This is a genomic window from Achromobacter sp. D7-1 (genome assembly GCF_059760445.1).
This window is the reverse complement of record NZ_JCBAMT010000013.1, coordinates 25421-46835: the sequence shown is the minus strand read 5'-3', so window position 1 is coordinate 46835 and position 21415 is coordinate 25421. Positions and strand designations below refer to the sequence as shown.

At 60.6% G+C, this 21415-nt stretch carries 35 protein-coding genes and 1 tRNA gene; 9 read left to right on the top strand and 27 right to left on the bottom strand.

Features of this window, described 5'->3' with window-relative positions:
* Window positions 1-35: 35 nt before the first annotated feature.
* Genes gp17 through AC6LKD_RS08310 form a run of 10 tightly spaced genes read right to left on the bottom strand, consistent with a single transcriptional unit; the run spans window position 36 to window position 7538 of the window.
* Window positions 36-386 carry a tail completion protein gp17 gene (gene gp17 / locus AC6LKD_RS08355; RefSeq protein WP_498115867.1) on the bottom strand — a complete coding sequence of 117 codons (351 nt, stop codon included), beginning with the start codon at window positions 384-386 and terminating at the stop codon, window positions 36-38.
* Window positions 379-807: an HK97-gp10 family putative phage morphogenesis protein gene (locus tag AC6LKD_RS08350; RefSeq protein ID WP_498115866.1), complete on the bottom strand. Its 429-nt coding sequence runs from the start codon at window positions 805-807 to the stop codon at window positions 379-381. Before AC6LKD_RS08350 ends, gp17 begins: the two co-directional genes overlap by 8 nt.
* Window positions 804-1133 carry a phage head closure protein gene (locus AC6LKD_RS08345; RefSeq protein WP_498115865.1) on the bottom strand — a complete coding sequence of 110 codons (330 nt, stop codon included), beginning with the start codon at window positions 1131-1133 and terminating at the stop codon, window positions 804-806. Before AC6LKD_RS08345 ends, AC6LKD_RS08350 begins: the two co-directional genes overlap by 4 nt.
* A complete protein-coding gene (locus tag AC6LKD_RS08340; RefSeq protein ID WP_498115864.1) occupies window positions 1130-1606 on the bottom strand; it encodes a head-tail connector protein in 477 nt (158 codons plus the stop codon). Before AC6LKD_RS08340 ends, AC6LKD_RS08345 begins: the two co-directional genes overlap by 4 nt.
* A gap of 2 nt (window positions 1607-1608) precedes the next feature.
* Window positions 1609-1863 (bottom strand): hypothetical protein, encoded by a 255-nt coding sequence (locus AC6LKD_RS08335; RefSeq protein WP_498115863.1) that lies wholly within the window; start codon window positions 1861-1863, stop codon window positions 1609-1611.
* A 54-nt stretch (window positions 1864-1917) separates the two neighbouring features.
* The gene (locus AC6LKD_RS08330; protein WP_498115862.1) at window positions 1918-3162 is read right to left on the bottom strand and encodes a phage major capsid protein; all 1245 of its coding nucleotides are present in this window, start codon (window positions 3160-3162) and stop codon (window positions 1918-1920) included.
* A gap of 2 nt (window positions 3163-3164) precedes the next feature.
* Complete coding sequence (locus AC6LKD_RS08325; protein WP_498115861.1) at window positions 3165-4004, bottom strand: head maturation protease, ClpP-related; 840 nt, start codon at window positions 4002-4004, stop codon at window positions 3165-3167.
* Window positions 3982-5268, bottom strand: coding sequence for a phage portal protein (locus AC6LKD_RS08320; protein ID WP_498115860.1), 1287 nt, complete (start codon window positions 5266-5268; stop codon window positions 3982-3984). The genes AC6LKD_RS08325 and AC6LKD_RS08320 overlap by 23 nt, the downstream gene beginning before the upstream one ends.
* 8 nt (window positions 5269-5276) lie before the next feature.
* Window positions 5277-6995 (bottom strand): terminase large subunit, encoded by a 1719-nt coding sequence (locus AC6LKD_RS08315; protein WP_498115859.1) that lies wholly within the window; start codon window positions 6993-6995, stop codon window positions 5277-5279.
* Window positions 6996-6998: 3 nt separating this feature from the next.
* On the bottom strand, window positions 6999-7538 hold the full coding sequence (locus AC6LKD_RS08310) for a terminase small subunit (protein ID WP_498115858.1): 540 nt from the start codon (window positions 7536-7538) through the stop codon (window positions 6999-7001).
* A gap of 382 nt (window positions 7539-7920) precedes the next feature.
* Between AC6LKD_RS08310 and AC6LKD_RS08305 the strand changes: the two genes are divergently transcribed.
* Window positions 7921-8682, top strand: a complete 762-nt coding sequence (locus AC6LKD_RS08305) for a hypothetical protein (protein ID WP_498115857.1) — start codon at window positions 7921-7923, stop codon at window positions 8680-8682.
* A 14-nt stretch (window positions 8683-8696) separates the two neighbouring features.
* Here the strand turns inward: AC6LKD_RS08305 and AC6LKD_RS08300 are convergent, their stop codons facing one another.
* The 14 genes from AC6LKD_RS08300 to AC6LKD_RS08235 form a co-directional block, all read right to left on the bottom strand.
* A complete protein-coding gene (locus AC6LKD_RS08300; RefSeq protein ID WP_498115856.1) occupies window positions 8697-9029 on the bottom strand; it encodes an HNH endonuclease signature motif containing protein in 333 nt (110 codons plus the stop codon).
* Between the two features lie 1224 nt (window positions 9030-10253).
* Window positions 10254-10327 (bottom strand) — tRNA-Gly (locus AC6LKD_RS08295).
* A gap of 113 nt (window positions 10328-10440) precedes the next feature.
* A complete protein-coding gene (locus AC6LKD_RS08290; RefSeq protein ID WP_498115855.1) occupies window positions 10441-10683 on the bottom strand; it encodes a hypothetical protein in 243 nt (80 codons plus the stop codon).
* Window positions 10670-11029, bottom strand: a complete 360-nt coding sequence (locus tag AC6LKD_RS08285) for a hypothetical protein (protein ID WP_498115854.1) — start codon at window positions 11027-11029, stop codon at window positions 10670-10672. The genes AC6LKD_RS08290 and AC6LKD_RS08285 overlap by 14 nt, the downstream gene beginning before the upstream one ends.
* Window positions 11030-11043: 14 nt before the next feature.
* Window positions 11044-11562: a hypothetical protein gene (locus AC6LKD_RS08280; protein ID WP_498115852.1), complete on the bottom strand. Its 519-nt coding sequence runs from the start codon at window positions 11560-11562 to the stop codon at window positions 11044-11046.
* A complete protein-coding gene (locus tag AC6LKD_RS08275) occupies window positions 11562-11984 on the bottom strand; it encodes a putative PDDEXK endonuclease (RefSeq protein ID WP_498115850.1) in 423 nt (140 codons plus the stop codon). Before AC6LKD_RS08275 ends, AC6LKD_RS08280 begins: the two co-directional genes overlap by 1 nt.
* Window positions 11981-12685, bottom strand: a complete 705-nt coding sequence (locus AC6LKD_RS08270) for a hypothetical protein (protein ID WP_498115848.1) — start codon at window positions 12683-12685, stop codon at window positions 11981-11983. The genes AC6LKD_RS08275 and AC6LKD_RS08270 overlap by 4 nt, the downstream gene beginning before the upstream one ends.
* On the bottom strand, window positions 12669-13499 hold the full coding sequence (locus AC6LKD_RS08265; protein ID WP_498115846.1) for a YdaU family protein: 831 nt from the start codon (window positions 13497-13499) through the stop codon (window positions 12669-12671). Before AC6LKD_RS08265 ends, AC6LKD_RS08270 begins: the two co-directional genes overlap by 17 nt.
* On the bottom strand, window positions 13496-13990 hold the full coding sequence (locus tag AC6LKD_RS08260; protein ID WP_498115844.1) for a nuclease domain-containing protein: 495 nt from the start codon (window positions 13988-13990) through the stop codon (window positions 13496-13498). The genes AC6LKD_RS08265 and AC6LKD_RS08260 overlap by 4 nt, the downstream gene beginning before the upstream one ends.
* On the bottom strand, window positions 13987-14286 hold the full coding sequence (locus tag AC6LKD_RS08255) for a hypothetical protein (protein WP_498115842.1): 300 nt from the start codon (window positions 14284-14286) through the stop codon (window positions 13987-13989). Before AC6LKD_RS08255 ends, AC6LKD_RS08260 begins: the two co-directional genes overlap by 4 nt.
* Window positions 14279-14584, bottom strand: coding sequence for a hypothetical protein (locus tag AC6LKD_RS08250; protein WP_498115840.1), 306 nt, complete (start codon window positions 14582-14584; stop codon window positions 14279-14281). The genes AC6LKD_RS08255 and AC6LKD_RS08250 overlap by 8 nt, the downstream gene beginning before the upstream one ends.
* Window positions 14578-15093, bottom strand: a complete 516-nt coding sequence (locus AC6LKD_RS08245; RefSeq protein ID WP_498115838.1) for a phage regulatory CII family protein — start codon at window positions 15091-15093, stop codon at window positions 14578-14580. The genes AC6LKD_RS08250 and AC6LKD_RS08245 overlap by 7 nt, the downstream gene beginning before the upstream one ends.
* Before the next feature lie 89 nt (window positions 15094-15182).
* Complete coding sequence (locus tag AC6LKD_RS08240; RefSeq protein ID WP_498115836.1) at window positions 15183-15359, bottom strand: hypothetical protein; 177 nt, start codon at window positions 15357-15359, stop codon at window positions 15183-15185.
* Complete coding sequence (locus AC6LKD_RS08235; protein WP_498115834.1) at window positions 15352-15597, bottom strand: helix-turn-helix domain-containing protein; 246 nt, start codon at window positions 15595-15597, stop codon at window positions 15352-15354. The genes AC6LKD_RS08240 and AC6LKD_RS08235 overlap by 8 nt, the downstream gene beginning before the upstream one ends.
* Before the next feature lie 200 nt (window positions 15598-15797).
* On the opposite strand from AC6LKD_RS08235, the gene AC6LKD_RS08230 reads away from it, so the two are divergent.
* A complete protein-coding gene (locus tag AC6LKD_RS08230) occupies window positions 15798-16403 on the top strand; it encodes a LexA family transcriptional regulator (RefSeq protein WP_498115833.1) in 606 nt (201 codons plus the stop codon).
* 38 nt (window positions 16404-16441) lie between these two features.
* On the opposite strand, the gene AC6LKD_RS08225 is transcribed toward AC6LKD_RS08230, so the two are convergent.
* Together AC6LKD_RS08225 and AC6LKD_RS08220 are read right to left on the bottom strand one after the other, a co-directional pair.
* Window positions 16442-16813 carry a hypothetical protein gene (locus tag AC6LKD_RS08225; RefSeq protein ID WP_498115831.1) on the bottom strand — a complete coding sequence of 124 codons (372 nt, stop codon included), beginning with the start codon at window positions 16811-16813 and terminating at the stop codon, window positions 16442-16444.
* Window positions 16810-17490 (bottom strand): BRCT domain-containing protein, encoded by a 681-nt coding sequence (locus AC6LKD_RS08220; RefSeq protein ID WP_498115829.1) that lies wholly within the window; start codon window positions 17488-17490, stop codon window positions 16810-16812. Before AC6LKD_RS08220 ends, AC6LKD_RS08225 begins: the two co-directional genes overlap by 4 nt.
* 399 nt (window positions 17491-17889) lie before the next feature.
* Between AC6LKD_RS08220 and AC6LKD_RS08215 the strand changes: the two genes are divergently transcribed.
* The 3 genes from AC6LKD_RS08215 (at window position 17890) to AC6LKD_RS08205 (ending at window position 19103) form a co-directional block, all read left to right on the top strand.
* Entirely contained in the window at window positions 17890-18093 is a 204-nt protein-coding gene (locus AC6LKD_RS08215) for a hypothetical protein (RefSeq protein WP_498115827.1), read from the top strand.
* A gap of 105 nt (window positions 18094-18198) precedes the next feature.
* Window positions 18199-18909 (top strand): hypothetical protein, encoded by a 711-nt coding sequence (locus AC6LKD_RS08210; protein WP_498115825.1) that lies wholly within the window; start codon window positions 18199-18201, stop codon window positions 18907-18909.
* Between the two features lie 23 nt (window positions 18910-18932).
* A complete protein-coding gene (locus AC6LKD_RS08205) occupies window positions 18933-19103 on the top strand; it encodes a hypothetical protein (RefSeq protein ID WP_160144423.1) in 171 nt (56 codons plus the stop codon).
* 58 nt (window positions 19104-19161) lie between these two features.
* Here AC6LKD_RS08205 and AC6LKD_RS08200 read toward each other — a convergent pair whose 3' ends face one another.
* A complete protein-coding gene (locus tag AC6LKD_RS08200; protein ID WP_498115823.1) occupies window positions 19162-19512 on the bottom strand; it encodes a hypothetical protein in 351 nt (116 codons plus the stop codon).
* 341 nt (window positions 19513-19853) lie between these two features.
* Between AC6LKD_RS08200 and AC6LKD_RS08195 the strand changes: the two genes are divergently transcribed.
* From AC6LKD_RS08195 to AC6LKD_RS08180, 4 genes are read left to right on the top strand one after another with little or no spacing between them, the layout of a single operon-like run.
* Window positions 19854-19982, top strand: coding sequence for a hypothetical protein (locus AC6LKD_RS08195; protein WP_262761087.1), 129 nt, complete (start codon window positions 19854-19856; stop codon window positions 19980-19982).
* Window positions 19979-20212 carry a hypothetical protein gene (locus tag AC6LKD_RS08190; protein ID WP_498115821.1) on the top strand — a complete coding sequence of 78 codons (234 nt, stop codon included), beginning with the start codon at window positions 19979-19981 and terminating at the stop codon, window positions 20210-20212. Before AC6LKD_RS08195 ends, AC6LKD_RS08190 begins: the two co-directional genes overlap by 4 nt.
* Window positions 20209-20535, top strand: coding sequence for a hypothetical protein (locus tag AC6LKD_RS08185; protein ID WP_498115819.1), 327 nt, complete (start codon window positions 20209-20211; stop codon window positions 20533-20535). The genes AC6LKD_RS08190 and AC6LKD_RS08185 overlap by 4 nt, the downstream gene beginning before the upstream one ends.
* On the top strand, window positions 20517-21413 hold the full coding sequence (locus AC6LKD_RS08180) for a recombination-associated protein RdgC (RefSeq protein WP_498115817.1): 897 nt from the start codon (window positions 20517-20519) through the stop codon (window positions 21411-21413). Before AC6LKD_RS08185 ends, AC6LKD_RS08180 begins: the two co-directional genes overlap by 19 nt.
* Window positions 21414-21415 lie beyond the last annotated feature (2 nt).

Sequence of the window (21415 nt, the reverse complement as noted above, 5' to 3'; positions counted from 1 at the left end):
CGCCCGAAGGCGGCTGAGTTTTTGCCCAGTACGGGCTAGTCTTTGAACCAGATAGAGAAAGTCTGCTTTCGGGCGTATAGCTTGGTGTCGGATTCGTGATCCGACAGCGCGCCGCCTTCCGCGGTGGCGCGCAAAGCGGGACTCAGACGCAATGCATCCTCGGCCTGGCGAATGATGCGGGCTGCGTCTTGGTCCAGAAGAGCCCATACATCGACCTGCAACCGACCATTGCGCAAGTCAGGAACGCCCTCCAGGAAGTTGAGCGGCTTGCCCCCTACCCAGTGGTACGTAATTCGTGGCTCGCCAGCGCCGTCCGGCGCGACACCGGGATAGACCTGGTCATCCACCAACGGACCAAGCACCGCCCTCACATCGTCTTCAACCATTCGAAAGCTCCACAACGATTTCCGCGATCAGGACTCTGGAACGGTCCCTTGAAGCGTCTATAGCCTTCTCGTAGAAGTCGAACGCCGGGCGTATGAACGACTTTGGACCGTGGCGACTGTTCCCGTACTCCATCCAGTGGCCGTGCGGTGCCTTGGAGTGGTTCCAGCTGATCTGGTAGATCTTGAAGTCGTCGGTCGATTTGTCTTCCGAAAAGACGTGGTAGATCGCCGCACGCAGTTGGCCGGGCTTGATGCCCTTTTTCACAGCCCCCCTGTACTCGGGGGCCAGCTCCCGCGCTCGATCGTAAAAAACCAAAGCGCCAGCGCGCGCCGCCGGTCGCACCACTCGCTCCTCGACCGCCTCAACGAATCGGGTCAGCCCCGCCACCGGGTCGCCGTTCATCTCGAAAGTGAGTTTCACGGCTTCGCGCCCGGTATGGACTGGCAGACCAAATCGACGTACTCGCGGCCGGCCAGATCGGGCAGCACCGCCTGAACGTCGAACACCATTCCGCTGGTCGCCACTCGCATATCGGAATGAATGTCGTCGCGGAAGCGGATACGGATGCTGGCCCGCACCAACGAAACATCGGTGCCCGCTTTGATCGTGGCGCTGCCGCTCGGAAACCGCACGTTGGCCCAGGTCGCAGCATGTTCTACCCATTGCCCCACGACCTGCCCCCCGCCGGTTTTGACCTGCTCCTGGCGGCGTATCGATATCCTGGTGTTGAGCGTTCCTGCTCTCATGGCATCATCGTCCTTCGATCCGGTTTCAGAAGCTCCGGTACACCTTGCGGCAGCTCTGCCGTGGTAACACCGACAACAACCTGCTCGCGGTTCGCATAGAGATTGCCCAGCGTCAACCTCACAGCCGCAGCGATGCGCGGGTTTGCCACCATCCCGTGCAGAACGCGGCCGAATCCAATCCTGGCCGCTGCCAGGCGCTCGCGCGCCAGCGATACGGCCATCTCCTGCGCAGCTGGGTTGTCCAAACCGGATGCGTTGATGATGGCTGCGTCGTAGGCGTCCTGCGCTTCACCGGCCGCGGCGGGTAACGCGTCCTGAGCGGCGAGCAGTTCGTCCGTACCTGAGAACAGGGCCCTGTTGAGATAGCCCGCTACCGCGCTCTCTGCCGAGGCAAGCAGCAATTCGAGAAGCGGCCCATCTTCCCGCTCAGCTCGGCAGTGCTGAATGCACTCTTCAAGCGTCAGCAACGGCATGGTCAGTCCTTCTGGCCTTCGGTGAGGGCGGCGCGCAGCTTGTCCGGGCCCCAGCGCTTGTCATACTTGATTTGCGCCGCATCCAGTTGGGCCATCAGGTCTTTCTTTTCGTCCGACTCTTCCTCCGCCCCTTCCAGCGCGCCCAACTCACGCGCGCCGGCCTCCAGTTCAGGCGGGCATTCTTGGCCCGCCTCATAGGCAACAGGGTAAATTGCGCCCTTCGGGACGCCACGAAATGCCTTGATCAGCTTCGGCATGTACATCTCCTAACATGCAGGAGGGCGTCAAGCTGCCGCCCTCCCTTGGGGTGTTTAGGCCGCGGCGATCTTCATCGCGCGCATCGGTTCGGGGTTGTGGACGCCACCGCCCACGCGCTTGGTCGTGTAGAACAGCACGAAGGGCTTGTTGGTGTAGGGATCACGCAGCACCTTCACGCCTACTCGGTCGTAGATGGTGTAGGTGCGCTTGAAGTCCCCGAACAGCACGGCGGCTGCGCCGGCCACGGCATCGGGCATGTCCGGCACCTCGCTGAGCGGGAAGCCGCCGAGAGTCGACGGCTGGCCCGCCACCATAGACGGCTGCCACAGATAGTTGCCTTGGCCGTCCTTCAGCTTGCGTACCAGGCCCTGGGTCTTGCGGTTCATGGCGAATCGCGCGTTGCCCGTGAAGGCCGAGGGCAGGTCATAGATCAGGTCGATGATGCCGTCCGAGGTAATGGCCGCCGCAGCGCCGCTGTTCACCACCTTGATCGCGCCAAACGGGTGCTTGGCCGCATTGGCGCCGCCCGCGATGTAGGTCAGGATGCCGAAGGGCTTGTTCGTACCGTCGCCAGAAATAAACGCCAGGCCTTCCTGCTTGGCGAACTCGGTTTCTACCTCGCCGGCCAGCCAGCTTTCCAGGCTGATCGCAGAATCATCCAGCAGCTGCTGCGTGGCGGCCGGATTGGCGTAGATCTCGCCCCAGCCGAAGCCCAGCGAGGCGAAGCCCGCGGTGTTCGTCTGCGGACGGGCGGCGGTTTCACCGACCCAGCCAGAGGCAGTGCCGCCCAGGTTGTACAGCTTGGTGAGGCCGCCGCCCGAAACAGGCTGAACGGTGGCTAGCTGACGCATGGGCGAGACGAGTACCAGCTTGTCCGTGATCGTGCGGTCCCATTCCACCGGAGCGAGGTAACCGCCCTCTTCCGCGGCGCCCTTGTTCAGCGCGGCCTGCACGTCGCCCTTCTTGAAGTGAGCATTGAACGCGTCGCTGTATTCGGCGTCCTTCAGGCGTTGGCCGCTGCCGTCACCCATCTGCGCCGAAGCGATCTTCAGATTGGCGTCATCGATGGCCGATTGGAGCCGGCTGATGTCGGCGTTGATCTTTTCGACCTTGAGCGCTTGCAGGGCGTCGTGCGTGCCTTTCTTGACCTCGTCCAGCTGCTTCGTATGCTCGTCCTTGAACGTGGCAAAGGCTTGGTTCAGCTGGGTAACCAGCTCCTTGACATCTCCCGGACCGCCGGCGTCGGCGCGAACGGAGACCAGCCCGCGGGGTACGCGGGCATTCGATTGTTGCTTCATGTTTAACCTCGCAGGGTTGTAAGTGTGGTTTGCAGCAGGGCTGCTACGTCGTCACCAGCGCACGGCGTGGTGGTTGTGGCAGCGCTCGGCTTGCCGGAAAAAAGTGCTTTGAAAGTGTCGCGACGAGAGGAGCGGCTATATCCGGCGCGAGCCATTGCCGCTTCCACCTGGGCCAATGCCCGGCGTTCCCCGTTCGACTGCGGCTGCTCGGTGACTGCGGCGCCATCGAGTAAGCCAGTGGCGAACCCATCCTCCACCGCCTGATCAGCGCCGATCCAAGTTTCCTTGTCCATGAGTGCTGCGGCCTGTTTCGCCGTCAAGCCCGTTCTGGTTGCGTAAACTTGGGCCATCGCCTCATCGAACGGCTCCAGCTTTGCGGCTGCGTCGACCAGGTCGTGCCGGTTTCCGATAGCTACTGCCCAGGCGTTGTGGATCATAAGGAACGATCCCTGACCCATCAAGATTTCATCGCCAGCCATCGCAATGACAGACGCCGCCGACGCTGCAAGCCCCAACACCTTAATAGTGACCTTGGCCTTGTGCTCGCGCAGCGCGTTGTATATAGCGACCCCTTCGAAGAAATTACCGCCGGGTGAATTCACGTTCACCGTCACGTCCCGCGCCCCGACGGATCGCAGCGCGGCCTGAATGCGCTTGACCGTCACGCCACTGCCATCCCAGGTTTCCCCGATGGCGTCGTAGATAGAAATGGTCGCGTCTTCGTCCGCGCCGGCGGCGCGCACCTGGGGCGCCCACCGCTCCAGTGCGTCTGGGCGCAGATCGAAGTCGGCGGCGCCAAGGCGGGCGTCCGCCTTGATCTCAGGCAGTTGCAGCAGGCTCATTGGATTTTCCTTTCTGGGTAATGGGTTCGCGTAGCTTGTTTGCCTGCGGGTCGTCGCTCGCGGGGAGGTCCAACAAGTCCCGAATCTCGTTCTGCCACATCCACGGAGCATGGCCACCGGCGCCGGACGACTTGGCAAAATAGTCCGCTTGATCCTTCAACGTCCCGCGCGTCAACGCCCGTTCGTTGAACTTGTAGGCCAGCTCGTCCAGCTCCTCATCGGTCAGGAAGGTGCGCATCGCCGCCTGTTCCCACGCCGTAAACCAGAACTGCAGTCCGTACTGCACGAAGAAGATCCCCAGCTGCTCTATGCCCGACCCCCAACTGGTGTCGTCCATCATCAAGAGGGGCCGCGGCACGCCGAAGGCGCGCGCCACCTCTTCAATCTGGGCGTTGCGGTTCTCGATGTGCTGCGCTTCGGCTGCGGTCACCTTGAACTTGTTCGCCTTGGCGCCTTCCTCCAACAACATCCAGCGCTCGACGTTCTCAGCGCCAGCAAAATCTGTGTCCAGGGAATTGCGCATCCGCCCGTAGGCCGTATCCGATAGCGCCTTGGGCACCTCCACGGCGCCGCCCGCCAGGTTGCCCGTCCGAAATACGCGGCCAGCGGCGCGCTCCGCGTCACGCGCCAGACCGATGGCATCGCGCGCAAGCTTCATGCGGCCCAGCCCTTCCACCCCATCAATGGTGATGTCCCGCAGGTGGAACACCTCCTTTTGGGATAGCTTCAATTGCTGACCATCCGGACGGGTGTACGTGTAACGCATCTCCCATCCAACAAGCTCGGCCTTGACGGACCCAAGCGCCATCGGCACCAGTGCGATAGGTCTGCCAGCCGACCAGATAACCCTGGCATACGCATTGCCCTGCTGTAGGACATGCAGCTGCATCATGCTTTTGAATTCGAATGGCGTTTGCCACCCGTTCGGCTTGAGCTTCATCAGCCGATAACCCGGGTGGTCCTTCGCGGCCGCCTTGGATGCGTCGTTTCGAATCAGGTTGAGTGGCAACATGCCAAGTGAAGTGACGATCAGGGACACGCACCGCAGGGCGGCCATGTTCCGCAGCGATTCCACCCGGCTTCTGTAGTCGCCGGTTCGGATGTATTCCAGCAGCGCCGGATCATCCAAGCCTCGGAAAGCCTGCCCCCTCGGCTGCTGCGAAGCCTGCGCGCTTTCGAGCGCAATGGTGGGCTCAACCCGCGGGCCGGCCTCAGGTGCCAACTCATTGGCCGTGCTGCCCAGAAAGCGGTCCAGTAGTTTCATGGGTTCTCTCAAATAGATCGAATGCCGCGCGATTCGTACACCGAGCGGCCGCAGGCCTCCGGATTGAGCGACAGCAGGAAAACGGCGTCAAAGAGCGCCATGAGCGGGTCGATTTTTGCGGTGCCCGAAACCTGCTTGTTGATGGCGATTGCGTTTCCCTGCGGTACCGTCTTTGCATTGCCGACACACCAGGCCATTAACGGCCGCCCCCCGTGCAACATCTCTTGGCCGGCAACCTTGCGCTCGGTGGTCTTGATCGCGCCGTTCAGGCGCCATCCCTGCGAAATAGCGGTGATTTCTTCTAGGGTGAATCCGCGCCCAGGACTGGTTAGCTCGTCAACAATGTCTCCGATGCCTGAACCGTCCACGCCGATGGACAGCTTCTCCGGCAACAGCCCGCGATCACGCACCCGGCAGACGATGTCAGCCACCTCAGCTACGTCATCGCCCGGCCGGTCCACAATAGTCAGGTCGCCCTGTTTATCGAAGTCGAGCAAAGCAGGTGCAATTTCTGCCCTGCGTTCCAGGACAATCTTGTGCGCCCAGGCGCGCCCCCAATGTAACCAGCGGCGGGTTTCAATCTCCCGCCCCATCAGGGCTAGCCCCAGCAAGTCATCCAAGCCACCTCCGTCTATGCCGACCACGACCACTTCGCAGCGGTCCAGGAACGCGTCTAGGTCGGCTAGGGTTGAATCGCCTTGCGCTTGCCAGAAGTCCGCACCGGCCCAACGGTCTGACCGCAAGTTCAGGCCGATTTGCACGTTCAGGTGCTTCGCCAGGAACTTCTGGCTTGACCCATCGCGCTTGACAATGTGCTTCTTGAGCTCGTCGGCCAGCCATTCCGCGCTGACGGAGCGGCCAAGGTTCGGGTTGGTGATGTAGAAGTTCTCGGGCAGCAGGTAGGCCTTCGCCTCGACCATTTCATCGGGGAATTCGTACAGAATGCCCAGGGTCTTCCGGTCTTCAACCTTGCCGTCGCGCACGTCACGCCAGTAGTCGAGCTTTTCCTTGAACACCCCGGCCGGCGGATCATCGCTCTGCGTGGTCAGGTAGATCACCCATCCCTCATCGCGGGAGACCTGGCCGCCCAAAGCCTCCATGAACATCGCCGCGGCGTTCGCACGCTTGCCGAATAGCCACAGCTCGTCCACCAAGACCCGGCCGGATTTCTTGCCCGATACCGTGTCGGTATCCGCGGCAACAACCTTCAGGCTGTTGCGCGTCACGCGATGCGTAATGGTTCGCACATGGTCCTGAACGTGGAACATGTCCGCCAGCTCGTCGTCCGCACGTACCATCGCGGCGGCTGGCTTAAAACTGTTATCCGCCACCTCCTTTGTTGGGGCCAGAATTAGGTGTTCCTCTTCCTGGCGCCAGCAAAGGATCAGAGCCGTCAGCATGATCCCGGCCGCAATGGTCGATTTCGTATTTTTCTTACTTATGAGCAGCCCATACTCTCGAATCAGCTGCTTGCCAGTAGTCGCCTCATAGCCGCCGAAGATGGCGCGCACGAAGTCAAACACCCATTCTTCGGAGCATTCGCCAAATGTCTGGTGGCGGTACTCCCCGATGGTTTCGTCGTAGACCTGAGGAAGATCCACCACTTTTAGTTGCTTGAATATGCTCAACGCATAATCGGCCTGATCGGGGAAAATAGGTGGAGGGATGATCGACTTGCGCGCCCGCAGCCGATCCGCCCAGTCCGGGCACGCAGTTGACCAGACCATGGCTTAGTCCTTCCCGACAACGCGCAGATGAGTCGGAGGCGGTGGCGGACCGAATCGCCCACCGGCGGCGACCTTATTGGCCGCGTCCTTCTGCGCGCCCTTCTTGCCCTGCTCTGCAATTTTTCCGTGCGTGAAGGGCATCAGTGCTTTGGCCGCCTCCAAGCGCAGCTTCGGTTCCTCAGCCGCATCATTCATGATGGCCACAAGAACCGTGCGCGGATCCGATGTAAGACCCAAGGCCTTCAACCCGATTCCACCCAATGGTTCCTCGTCGGCAGCCTGCTTCGGAACTTCTTCCGGAGGGGGATTGTGGCTTGCCGGTTTGTCGGCCTCGGCCGTTTTGTTAACCGCCTTTTTGTTAACCGATTTGTTAACCTCAGCGATTCGCCCAAGGGCAGCCAGAACATGCTTGTCGCGCATCAATCGGGCGGCTGCTTGGGCCGCCCCGTTTTCGCTGTAACCCGCATGGATAGCGGCTTTCGCACCGGATAGACCCGACAGCAGCGCATCGACGAAACGGCGCTTTTTGTCGGTTAATGCCATAGATTGTGGTTAACAAAAGAGGGTTAACAATTTTCCAAAAGGGAGAAATTTTCCGTGCGTGAGGGAACAGGTGGTTTCCGGAAGGAGAGCTCTTTGGACTTTTACGCCCCCCCTGGTCTGGCGTCGAACCTCGGCGCCGTTACCGGACCTGAACAGACTTCCATCGAATCGCCCGCCAAAGTGCGCCATGCCAAGAGTTACCAGTCGCGAGATTCATCGCGACCAGAAATTTGGCGGTTGGAGCAGGCACTCCTATACGGATCGTCCGGAAGATGGCGTAGGCCGCGATCCATCTCCACTGGTAGCCACGCGTGCGGATTCTTGTAACAATTTGGCGTATATTCATGCGAAGGTAACTCCAATTGAAGGAACTCAGTCAACTATGAATCCCGCCTCTCGGCTATCGGTTTTTGTGGACCATGCGCGGAAGTACAACGCACCTAACGCAAACGGAAATGTGCAATGGACACAGATCTTTCTGAACAAAAAGGCGAATCCAACTTCTGAGGAACTACACACAATTTCGCAGAAACTCGATTCGGTTCAGAACCAGCTGAATGACCTAGCGCAAATCCTCCACGACATGCAGCTCTCTGATGATCTTTATGTAATGCCGATAGCGCAACTGAAATCGGCAACCTCTGCCGGTTCCTTAAACAAGCCTTGGGACGAGATTCGCAGTGCATTCAGCGCCGAGAACGCCATGGCACTTCGTTGGGCAGCCAATGCGATAGGGATGACCGAAGCCCCTGCGACAGACGACGAACTAAAGCAGTTCAACGAGCATCTCGTGGCAATGAGAGCCACACTTGATAGTGGTGAGCTACCGAGGTCTTTGCGTCAGATGATCAAACGTCAGCTTGATTCCATGAACGCTGCATTAGCTGACTATTCCATTTCAGGTATTGCGCCCTTACAGCAGTCCTTGAATGCTGCGATGGGCGAGTTCACGTTGAGCAAAGAAAGCATTGCAGCAGCCGTGGCAGCGGCATCCACCGAGGAAAAAAATGGGATTCAAAAGCACTTCGATACCATCAAGCGCGGCGCTGATCTTGTAGAAAAAACTGCGAAAGTGGCTGGCGCAGGCCAACAACTTATCGGGTATGCAAGTAAGGCAGTTCAAGCCTTATCGGGAATCTTTTGACGGCCTAGTCTCTCTTACCTGTGCACTCTATATCCCATGTCCCGCCGCGTCTTGGCGTCATGGCATCCGGTCTTCCGCCCGCTCGCATCTCGCGACACGCAGAGAATCTGCGTGTTCGCATCGGTGTCTTCGCCGCCATCGAATAGGCTGACCTTGTGGTCCAGTTCAAACCCATACGGGTAAATGGTCAGCGTCCGGCAGTGCGCGCAGTGTGGGTCAACAGACCAGACGCGCAACCGCCGCTCTTGCAGTTTGCGCCCCGTCATACGCTTGGCGCTCGGCGTGGGGGCAGCAGCCAGCCTTGAGCCAGCCATCGCAATGCGCGGCTTGAGAGTCTTGAGCTTCATGCCAGGATCGCCTCGCCACGACGACGATCGGCATAGGTGCGCACCAAGTCGCCTACGGCATCGACACAGTTGATGTACCGAGACATACAGCGCTCACGGCATTCACGCCTGGCGCCAGGCGCCAACCGACTCAGGCCGGACACCTTGTGTCGGTACATCCGGTCGTACTCCCTCAACAGCTGGCGAGCAGTTGTGCACAGCACGGGGTCCGCGCCTGCACGCTCCGCATTGCGGATGTCGCGGAGAACAACCGCTTCGAAGTCTCGCCTGCACATGATCCATACCCCTGAATGTTCTTGCCGGGTGCTACCTACTGCACACCGCCCGGCGGCGATGACCCAACCCCCGCGCGCCATGCTCAGCGCGCTACTAGAACCCGCCATCTGCCGCTCTTTGCTGTGCGGATGTGGGCTAAGTACGTATTGACTGTAGGAATGGATAGTGCGGGAATGAGCGCAGAGGTGGACTACGCCCATCCATTGGAGCTAGCTCATGCCGCAAAACTATACAAATCAGACTTCTGAGCTTGTTGCGGTGGACGCAAACGGGGTCACGTACATCATTGAGCGCCGCTACAGGTCTACCCCCTGGCACGACGGGGCCTGGGCCAACTACTACCTCTGCTTGCGGGATGGCAGGCCTGTGACATGGCTTGGTGCAGAACACTACCAATTGCCCGACGGAACTGCACTACTCGCGATCGAATGCCGTCTGCCTCAGAAGTAGCGGCTGAGCTGAAATCACCGGAATCCTAGACGCGTAAAAGCTGGAAGATTCACAGGTCCAACTTTTGCTAGGCTAGGTGTGCCGGTGCGGGTGCACTATTCCGTGCCCAGGTCCAGAGTGCTAGTGTGGGTGTTCGCGGAGGCCTCTCCGGAGATTACTCATGAAGAAAAAACCGGACGCCATCCTAGCCCGCGCTGTCAGCCTTGAAGTCGGAATATTGCACGGGGCACTAACCGCTATCTTTATGCGCGTCAAGCATACAAACCTAGCAATCGATGCGCCAGCAGATACACCCATAATTTCCGTTTTCGTCCTAGATAGGGACCAAGCGGCAGATCTAGAGCGACAGCTGGCAACTGCGCTGGGGGGATTCGGTTCCAACATACCTCGAACTAACCATTGACGTTATGGGGCTGGAATTTTTGCGCCGTCACACCTAGTCCTTCACGGTTTTTAATAGCCCCGACCGGAACATCCGAATCGGGGCTTTCGTTTGTCTGGAGCGGGCTGCGGGGATCGAACCCGCGTAAGAGGCTTGGAAGGCCACTGCCTGACCACTCGGCCAAGCCCGCAGAAATGCAAAAACCCGCCGGCTTTTCGCGTGGCGGGCTATCAGATGCGTTTCGTTTGGGCGCACCTGTGGACGGACAAATTGTCGCGGTTCCTGTCGCACTAATCAACTACTTCATGTCGCACTTTTCCAGCGGTACACAGCGGCATTGCGAACACCGGGACGGCTGGGCCGGCGCAACACTTGCCCGTGGTCGATAAGGGCCTTGACCGCGCGCAGCACACCTTGCCTCGCCGCGGTCCGCTCCTTGATGGTCAGCTCGCGCGCCCCCGTCGCGGCTCTCACGAGATCAGCCATCTTGAATTCTCGACCGGGATACGGGGCCATCAAGCCGATAATTTCCTTAGCAAACTTCACGTTTCACCTTGTCTTTGAAAAGCCCCAGATACAGCCTGTATTCGGTGGCCGATATTGCCTTGCCCGTCACCTGGGCAATCCAGCGCAGGGCCGATGTGCGCCGCTGGTGCGCCTCCAGGCCCGCGAATCGTTCATGACGCTGCGGATACTCCGCAATGATGATCATCGCTTCATGGTGCGGCAGGGCCTGATGCAGGCGCTCGACAGCCTGCGCCTGATCCACTTGAATCGGGTGATAGTCATCTTCCACGGGCACATAAAAGGCCATGTTGCCGACGGGCGCGCCGGACCAGCACCAGCGCGCCCAGTTCCACAACACGGCGTCAGCGTCGAATCGCTCAGCCATTGCGCCCCCGAGCCTTAGCCCAGCTCCTTGAGGAGCGTGGCAATCTGCTTGACCTTCAGGAGCTCCTTCGAATCCGCAGCGGTACGCTCCTCGATCATGATCGCCGCCTGGTCGATTTCTTCGGCCAGCGCCCCCAACCCGGCCATTGCCGCGCGGACCTTGCCGGCGATACCCGCCAGCACGTCTATGGGTTCCATCGGCCCCGCGCTGTCGGGAACATCAACCGGCTCCTTGCCATGGGGCGTGTTGCGGGATACCTGCTGCTTTTGCTGCACCATTTCCAACTTCTCCTTTACCTCGACGCGCCGGAATGCCCCCGGCACAACCTCTTTGATCAATCCCGCGTCCTTCAGCGCCCCCAGGCACCCGCGCATGGTGTGAATATCCAGGCTCGCCCCCGTGGAAGTCTTCAGGGCCTGGGCGATCTGCAAGGGCGTATACGCGCCGGTTCGCCCTTCGGGCAGGACTGCGTAAACCTTCTTGGCCACCGCCGTTTGCCCTGCCAGCAGTTGCGCGTTTCGTTCTGGCGTCATCAGATGATCCCCGGCGAGTAAGTCACTTTCGCGGGCAGCATTTCCCGCATCCATTGCATTGCCGCTTCCCATGCGAAGGTGACGGTATGCCGCCCCCGGACAGGAAAAGTCTTCGAATTCACGTGATGGGCGTCCACCATCACCAGTTCGCCGCGCGCCCCCGTCTGCCTGTAGATCAGCACCGGCACGCCCTGCTCTCCGGCCTGCTGCTGCGCCTGGCGCCACCATGCCGGCAGGCAAAGCGTATTGGCGTGTTTGCATTCGATGACGATGTGGGCGAACGCCGGATCATCGGCAACCACATCGCTATCGTCCGCGGCGTTGCGCACGCGCCGGCGCCATACCTTCCCGGTTGCCTCGGTCAGCAGATTCGCCACCTTGCGTTCAAACGCCGCGCCCTTGTTTCGCTGCATGGCGCTCATCGCTGCGCCCCCGTGTCCGGATATGCATCCATCGCAGCCTTAGCCATGGCGATGACCGTGGGCGAGTATTGCCGGTCGCCCTTCTTCCCCGTCTCGGCCAGGATGCGCTTTGCGCCTCGGCGCGGATCACGGCCCGATTCGTTCATGATCGCGCTCGCCCCCATCTCCCTGAGAGCCTTCTCGGCATCCTCTTTGGTGGCCTGCGTAGCTCCCGGCGCCGGCAAGGCAACCGCGGGAGTCGGCACCGCGTGCCATTGGCCGCGCGCGAGCTCTTCGGAGAATGCCCGCTCCCAGCGCGCCCTCAGGACCGCGTAGCCGCAGTTCAGCAGATCATGCGTGCCGACTGCTACCGCCGCCCAGTAAATGGCCGGATGCGGCCACTTGCCGATTTCACCGCGGCGGCGGGCCGTCATCCCCGCTACTGCGTCGTGAAACGCAACCTCAGGCACCGTCCACGGGCGGCACAGGCGCATGAACTCCGGCAACGTCGGCGGCCAATCACGGCTGAGGCAGGCAACGATGCCAACCCGCGCTTCCGCTTCGGTGTAGCCCGCCAGCTTTTGATTCCATGCGTCCTTGACCTCGCGCGGCGTCAACCCTTCCCATGCCTGGGCGAACTTGGACCCGTACATCAGGCGCAGTTCCGCAACGACCATGCCGCCCAGCCCAGCGTCAGCGGCCGAATTAGTGAGTTGTGACATCGATGATCCCCATGTCGATTTCGGTTCGCGGCGCGCCCTGTGCAAGCGACGCCCCCATTTCCTCATTCCACGATGCGCGCCGCTGCGCCGCACTCGGCTGGCGTGCAGGTCGCGCAGCCCCCGAACGCAAGACGCGTTGCAGGTAGCCCACGGGCTCAATCGCCTGGTCGTCCACGCATTGCTGGATGGCCCGAACGATGTCCTCGTCCTGGTGCGACTTGCGGAACATGCCCAGCATCGAGCGGGCTTGCTTCTCGGGCTGCCCGGCAGCGATCAGCAGCGGTAGGCCCAGGGCGAAAATCTGCTCTACGGCCGAAGGCGGCTCCGGCGGCGGGCCGCCCGTTCCGTCAGGAACGGAATATTTATTGGTTCTTGGTTCTTGGTTAGGGTTACGACTGGGTTCTTGCTGGCCCCCGACTGGGTTTCCCGTGGCATCCGTTTGGGTTCCTTCTGGAAACCCACCAGAAACCGACTGGGTTTCGTTGGGTTTCTTCTTTGGCCTTCCGCCCGCCTTTCCGTTATCCCGGTTGGTTTTCGCCTTCTGCTGATACGCGGCGATTTCGCTATCCGCCCGCTTATTTCGCCAAGCTCCCTCCACCAGTTCGAAGAACTCCTGCAAGATCATCGGCACCGCAGCGCGCTCTTCCTCCGTCCGCGCCCCCACCCAACGGCAGACCTGCTGCATGTCGTCCTTGATGGGCTGCTCCTCGGCGTAGTAGCGGCGCAGCAGGCGGCTGTAGATGGCGTCCTCAACCAGGCTCAAGTGCATCGTGGCCTGGGCGTAGTCGCCGATGTTGTGGCTGTAGTAGTTCATTCGGTGACTCCGTAGAGCGCCTGATAACCGCGCTCCGCCTCCTCGGGCCACTTACCCAAGGCGATGATGCGCAAGCGCGTAAGGCGCAGCCCGGGAATGAAGTAGCTCAACTTCATTTCCCGAGGTGCGGTCGATTGATCAATGAAGAAGTGGCAACCCACGCAGCCAAAGGCGATTGCCCAGTCATGCGCCTTGATGCCCTTCCCCTTTCCGTCTCGGGTGCGGTTCGAATGGCATGCAACGGTGGTCTCGCTACCGCCCTGGCAATACCTCGGCACGCGCAGCAAGCATTCCTCGCCCTCGGCAAGGCCCAGCAGCGCCTGGTTGCGATACACGGTCTTGGGCGGCTTCTTGCCCTTCTTGCGCGCCTTCATGGCGGCTCGCGGCGGCGGCATCGGCTTGGCCCGCATCATCGGCGCCTTGGCCTTCAACGGCGCGCCACGCTTCATCGGCGCTTTCTGACGCAGGGGCGTCTTGCGATTCAAGGTCATACCGCACCCCGCTGCTTCCGGACACGCGACCAGTGCGAGAACTTCCAGCCGTTCATGTGGCGTCTGACCAGGCCGGCGCGCACAGCGTCGAACAGAAACGACTCCACCGCGGCAGCAGCGGCGTCATCCCGGGTGGTCCGAAGCCAGGGGCTAACCGCCACCATGGCAGGCGAAACCATGGCCCGCAGCGCGTTCACTTGAACCTGTCGCGGCGTATCGATGATCGCCTGGCGGACCGCCTGCACCGTCTCCTGCGGCACGCGGTAGCCCCTGAACATGTGCAGGCAGTCAGCCATAGATGCCGCTCCACTTGATGAACGGCTTTCGGATGGCCAGATAAAACAAGCTGGCCGCCTTGGCGTTGTGGTCCAACTCGGCGCGGCTGGTGACGCCGCAAACGTCACGGACAAACTGCGCCGCGTGCTGTTTAGCTGTCACGCCCTGGGGGGCAGCGCCGACGCGGGCAACAACCCAGTCCTGGAACCGAGTGTTCCTGCAGAGTTGCTCGGCCGCACGCGCCCGCGCGCCCCCCTTACGCACCGTGGACGGGACTCGCGCCCGCACGGGAACACCCGAAGTGCCGCGCATCAGCATTGCACCCTCGACACGTTGCGCGCGCCGCGGAACGCGAGAACAGCCAACTCCATGAAGAGCGTGTAAAGCTCGCTGCGCTCACCAGGATCGATCCGACCATCCGCCATCGCTTCCAAGGTCGACGAATTCAAACCACCGACCTTCGCACCTACCTGCAATACCTTCTGGTGAATTGCCTTCAGCTCGTCCGGCCATCCGCCCTCAGGCGGCAGCGGCACGTCCAGGCAGGTGAGGCCATGCTCGACCGTTGCGTAGGTCTGCGCCCAGCGATGCGCAAACGCGGCAGAGGCTGAGTACTGCGACATCCACTCGGTCAGCAAGTCGGCCATTTCAAACGTCATCGACTCGCCCTCTTGGCCGTTCAGCTTGGCGCGCAGAGATTCGTAGTGGATCCGCTTGCCGCGGCGCTCCGTCAGGAACGACGCAGCATCCTTCACGCCCCCAGGCGTACTGCGGACATCGTTGTAGAGAACATCAAGCCAATTGTGGGAGGGGTGGCGGCTGGTCATTGGGTCTTACCTTGGAATCTGGAAATAACAGGGTTTCGCTCTTGCTTCGCCTCCCCTAGGATGCGAACCATGGACAACACCCTCAAACATCAACTGACATCGAGCGGGCCGATCTGGATCTTCTCGGCGTCGTCTGCCGGCACTTCCGGCGGCTCGTTGTCGCTCGGCTGCTCGGCCGGGACACTGAAGAACCATGCAATCTGTTCTTTCGTGATGGGATGGGTCGCCAAGCGGGCGCCGAAGGTCAACGGCGCTGGCTTATGCATGGGTAGGCTCCTGCTGGGGAGGCGCGCGCGACGCCTCGGGCTGTTCGTAGACCTGATCCAAGGAAACGGACAGGCCAGAATCCGCCGCGAGTGCCACAAGGCGCTTCGCCTGCTTGATGCCAGGTTGAATGGCTCCCCGTTCGTATTGGGAGATGGCCGACTGGCTCACTTTCAGCTTCGCAGCGAGCTGCGCCTGAGAAAGGCCAGCCGCTTTTCGGACTAGGCGGATTGGATTCATCCCTAAATATTAGTCCGACTGATTATTGTAGTCAACAGTCCGGCTAATTGCCAAATATCAGCCTGCCTAATAACGTTGCGCCCATGCCCGCCCTGCCCCTCACTCCCGCCCAACTTGCCGACGCTTCACGCCTTAAGGCCCTCTATGAAGAATGGAAGGCTCGGCGTCGAGCCTCGCGGGAATCCGCCTCTCAGGAAACGGTGGCAGCACTGCTCGGCTTCAACAGCCAGAGTTCAGTGAGCCAATATGTCAACGGCAAAATCCCGCTGAACATCAACGCTTTGGTCAAGTTTGCGGCGCTGTTCGGATGCGCCCCGGAAGACATCAGCATGGACCTCGCAAAAGAGATCCAGCGCATTGCGGAGGCTGCACCCGAGGACGATGGCGCTCAAGAGTTCGTGCCCGTGCGCCGCTTAGACGTTCGCCTTTCCGCCGGCCATGGCGAACTCGTCATGTCAGAGGACGAGAAAGGCCGCCTATCCTTCCGGGCGGACTTTCTTCGCAACGCGGGCGCGAATCCGGAGGAAACTGTGTCTGTCTCCGTGAAGGGAGACAGCATGGAACCGCTAATTCCTGACGGCGCCCTCATACTGGTTAATCGCGGCGCAACCACGATCATCAACGGCAAGGTCTATGCCTTTCGCCACCACGGCGAAGTCCTGGTAAAGCGACTCTATAGGGGAAACGGCGGATTCATTGCTCGACCGGAGAATCCTGCGGGCGGTTACCCCGACATGCACCTTTCTTTCGATGATCCCGAGATCGAGATCATTGGGCGCGCTTTTTGGGTTGGGTTCAAGTTGTAGCGCCCCCACCTGCTGTCACTCTGCAGTTGACTCCTTGGCTAGGATTCATCCCCAGCGAACTTGGTCCAGTCGGACGTGAAAATGACAGTCGTACCAAAGTTTGAACAACTAAGGTGCACCTCGCCTTCGGTATCCAAATCAAGGGCATCACCCCGCAACCCCTGCCACATCGCGAGATAGCGATGGGTTCCATACTTCTTCCCGGCAGCGAGCTTTCGCTCCAGGCCACCACGCCACGGCAGCACTACCAGCACACCATCGCGCGCTTGCGCCGCAAGCGCGGCACGCTCGATAGCGACCTCCCGCCCTCGCTCCCAACAAGCGATGAGCCCGTCATCTTCTCCGTGCCATAGTTCCTCAGTGCTCAGGCCAGACCTCAACGGAGTGGAAATCGGTCTGTACAGCTTCATCCCCGCACTCCCAAGCTATTGAACCAATGCTCTTCGCCAATGATCTTGAGCGGGATGCCGGCCTCTCTGAGCTCAACCGCCTTCTTTATCTTTAGCCCGTGGGTTGAATGAAGCCAGTCGCGACTTCCTATATCACCAATAACCAAGAAATCCAGTTTTCTGGTGACGCCAGAGACGCCTAGCCCCCCATTTGCGTGAACCTGGTTCTCGCACCAAGCGCGGCTTCCGCTGGAGAATTTTCCCGTAAAACAGAACGTTTGCCCAGGGAACACAACTTGCGGCGCAGGACTGCATAGTGGAAGTTTCGTGGAGTCACTTGCCTCACCACTAGCGGGAGCTTGATTTCCGCCGACCACCGCCAACAGGAGAGACATAATTTCACTCTCCTCATTGGGATCTACGTGGCCGTCTGCCAAGGCTTCCGCAATTCGCGGATAAAGGGCGCGCGCAGGCCACTCATCCTTTACATCCCGATTCGAGTTCATCCACATCAGTAGGAACTCAATCTCTCCCTGGCATATAGCCCCGTCCGCCAGTACGCCCTTCACCAAGCCAATCAATTCGTCAATCTGTCGCGCTTGTACTGCGTGGGCCCTATACATAGGGTGGGCGCCTTGTCCGTTTTCATCGCTGGTTGCCCGACTGAATTTTTCTGCGTTGTCTGTTAGCCAGCCCATCTTGTTCTTCCTTGAGTAACAAAACGATTCATGATCTTAGCAGGGTCTCGCACCTTTAATTATCAGTCTGACTGTTGACTATAAATAGCAGTCCGACTAATATTCTTAAAAATGCACCTCACGGACCCGCAGCCAGCAGTCAGGGCATCGCCTGAAGCGGGAGACGTCACCGCCACAAAGTCGGAATGGGGAAGGCGAGAACCGCTCTTTAACAACCGAGGCCGCCCGCCCCCGCGAGGGAGGATGGGCGAAACAGGACTACCCCAGGGGTCAGCGCCCCCGGGCCCTGTGTGCCTGACCCATTGCGGCCAGGCAACGCCCAGCCGGGCGTGGCGACGATAACCCCGGCCATCTGCCTGCGCCGTGACAGGGCGCAGACCGATGAACAAGGAGGGATGCATGTTTGATGCCAAAGAGACCATCTTCGCGGGCGCAGCAGTCGCTTGGGTCGCACTTTGTATTACAGGGCTGATTGGCTGGATCTTGAACATCGTCAAGATTTTTCAGATCAGCCTGCCAGTAGCAGATTGGACCGCTTTCGAAGTCGGCCGCGCGGTCGGCGTCGTCTTCGCACCCCTCGGCGCTGTTATGGGCTGGATGTAGCCCGCACTCACCGAACCGCTGAAAAGCGGGTTTCGGCCAGCGCTGCGAGTCAGCGCTTACCGAAGCACTCCCCCCACCCAGCGCATGCCCGCGCGAAGGAATCCCATGGAACTCAAAGTCAATATCGACCTGGAGGCAGCCGTCGCCCAGGCACTCGCACCCGGAAAGCTGCAGCCCATCCTGGACAAGCACATCATCGGCGCCATTACCAGCGCCATTGATGACGCGACGGGCTATCGCAGCACCTTCCGCACCGCTCTCAAGGACCAGCTTGCAGCGGCGATGCCGCACGGCATCGAAATAGCCGATGTCGCGAAGTTCCAGCACGTGTTGAACGAGGTTTTGCGCAACGCGGTCCACGGCCAGAACGCGACCGCCCTGAATACCGCGCTGGCAAAGGCCGCCGCCAGCGTGATGCCCGACATGCCCGCCACCGTCAAACTCTCCCAACTCATGGAGGATGCGCGGCACGGCTTGCACGTCGAGAAACACGAGGCGTTCTACGCGCTGTTTGAGCAACAGTATGGGTTCTCGCACCTCTACCTTGACCGTGAAACGAACAAAGGGAGCCGCTACGGCAGCGGGACGAGCGAGACCAAGAAGTACGCCGCAGATTACAGGCTTGATTTCAATGAGGAGGGCCGCTGCTACTCGATGAAGCTGGACGGCAAGCAGGTTACGCCTGGGTCCCTTCCCACTGCTGTGGGCGGCTTCGAAGGCACCCTGCTCGCCCTCTACGTCGGCCGCACGCGCCTCGAATTCGACATGGGGCCGGACGAGGTGGAGTCAGCCGCTTCCGAGCAGTACGACGACTGATCCCCTGCAATGAGGAAATGACCATGCTGAAGCTGATTTGGCGCATGCGCGCTGCGCTTGCCTATCGGCGCATCACTGGCCTCACGCTGACGCAAGCGTGGGGTTTCGCCGGTGCCCTGGCAGACGACTACCGGCCGGACGGATGGACGCCGACTGAAGCAGTCCGCGAAGACATCACCTACTGGCAAACCTGACAGTCCCGGCTCATGTCCCGTTTATGAGGACATGAGCCGAGAGCCGCATCAGACAGCCTCAGTAGCGCCAGCGCCCTGAGTACCAGCTTTCTGCGGCAATGGAGAGGACAAAGCCGGCGATGCCACCGATAAAGGCAGCCCAAATCAGCTTGATTTGCTGTTCGTGAGTTGGGCCTCCACGGCTTTCCAAATGCTGGATCCAAGACGCTGGCTCGCTTTGGAACCAGACATCCCAGCCATGTACGCAAATCAAAGCAACCATCGCCACCGCAGGCAGGACCCATCGAACCAAGGGCTGATCCACCAGCTTGGCGCACCCCCAAGCCAACAAGCCAACAAGGAACATTAGGCCTGCGGACCACAAAGCCAACACTACCCAATCAAGCATGAAACCGATGCCGGAAAACATAAGCGCTCCTAGAGAAGTCAAGACAGCTAAATGCCAACGGCAAAAATTCCGCCAACTTAAGTCCGCCCACCACTTTCGATTCCACCTTTCCACTCATGGGAAAACGACATGATCAAGTTCTTTGAAGACCTGTTCGATATCGTCCTGTCCATCATCAACGTGCTGGACCGCAACGGCGACCTGTAAGACTTCCCCATCCTGCCCCGCTCGTCGGGGAGGCTTCGGAGAGCGGGTCGGCGCCGCAACGTCACCGGCGCGAAAGTGACTTTCGTTCGATACCACTGGCTGCTTTCCCGGCCTGCTCTCCGAAGCCCACCACCGCGCGTTCCGCGCAAATCCCCATGCCCTCAACTATCCCCGCCATCTGGTGGGGCCTGGCGCTGCTCGCCCTGGTGGCGGTGGCCCTGGTCCCCATCGGCAACTACTTCACCCGCCGCTATGTCGCGGCTGACCCCTGGAACCCGACATGAACACCATCAGCGCAAGCGCGCCCCCGGTGCGCCACCGTCACCCCATCACGATCAAGCAGGCAGCCCGCAAGCTGGGCGCCCTGATCGCTCCCCGCGACCACGCCGGCAAAGGCAACTGGAACGACGACGCGGATATCCCGCTGTGGGCCTGGCCTGCCAGCCTGGCGCTGGCCGCGTTCTTCCTGTTCGGCCCGACGATCCTGGGCTGGCTGCTGCGGAGCATCCTATGAACGGCATCCAGTTCATCGTGCGGGACAGCAGCGGCTGGACGCCGCAAATCGCGCCCCCGACGAGTCGCCTCATCTGGGAAGACCCCACTCCCAAACCGATCTCTCGTCGGGAAGCGGCATTCATCCGCTCGGTTCAGGGTTCGCTCCCCAGCAACGACTTGGCGGAATGCTTCGGCGTCAGCACCCAGGCCATCCGGAACATCTGGAAGCGCCGCACCCACACCGGCAAACGGCCCGGCCCTCCGAAAAAGAAAGCCAGCGCGCCAGCAACACGCCTCAAACCCAGCAAAGGAGTTAATCACCCATGTGGTTCAGAAATCTGAAGGTCTACCGGTTGTCCGCCGCGCTGTCCGACTACGCTGAAAGGCTGCAGGCGGGCCTCAAGCGCCACGCGTTCCAGCCAGGCAACAACCTCGAAATGCAGTCCATCGGATGGATAGCGCCACGCGAAGGCGGCGAACTTGCCCATCCGGTCGCTGGCCGATTCCTGCTCAGCCTGCGCGCCGAGAAGAAGCTGTTGCCCGGCACCGTGATCAACCAAGTAGCCAAGGCCCGCGCCCAGGAAATCGAAGAGCAGCAAGGCTACAAGCCGGGCCGCAAGCAGATTAAGGAAATCAAGGAACGCGCCATGGATGAACTCCTGCCGCGCGCCTTCAGCATCTACCGCGATACACGCGTGTGGATCGATCCGGTGGGCCGCTGGCTGGTGATCGACACCGCCTCATCGGCTAAGGCAGACGAGGTCATCGGCCTGCTGGCGAAGACGGTTGACCCAATGCCGCTGGAAAACCTGTACGTCGCGCAGTCGCCCGCCGCGGCCATGACCGGCTGGCTGGCCGAAGACGAAGCGCCCAACAACTTCACCATCAACCAAGACACCGAACTGCGCTCGTCTGGCACGAGCGGCGCGGCGGTCCGCTACCTCAAGCATTCCATCGACGCGGAGGACGCGCGCCGGCACATCCAGTCCGGCAAGCAATGCACGCGCCTCGCAATGACCTGGGCCGACCGCATTTCGTTCGTTCTGACCGAAAGCCTCGATATCCGCCGTGTCTCGCCACTGGACGTGCTGAAGGAAGGCGCGGATTACGCGCAGAACGATGACGAGAAGTTCGACTCGGACATGGTTCTCATGACGGGCGAACTCGCCAAAATGCTTGCCGAGCTGGTGGAAGCGCTCGGCGGCGAGAAGAAATTCTGATT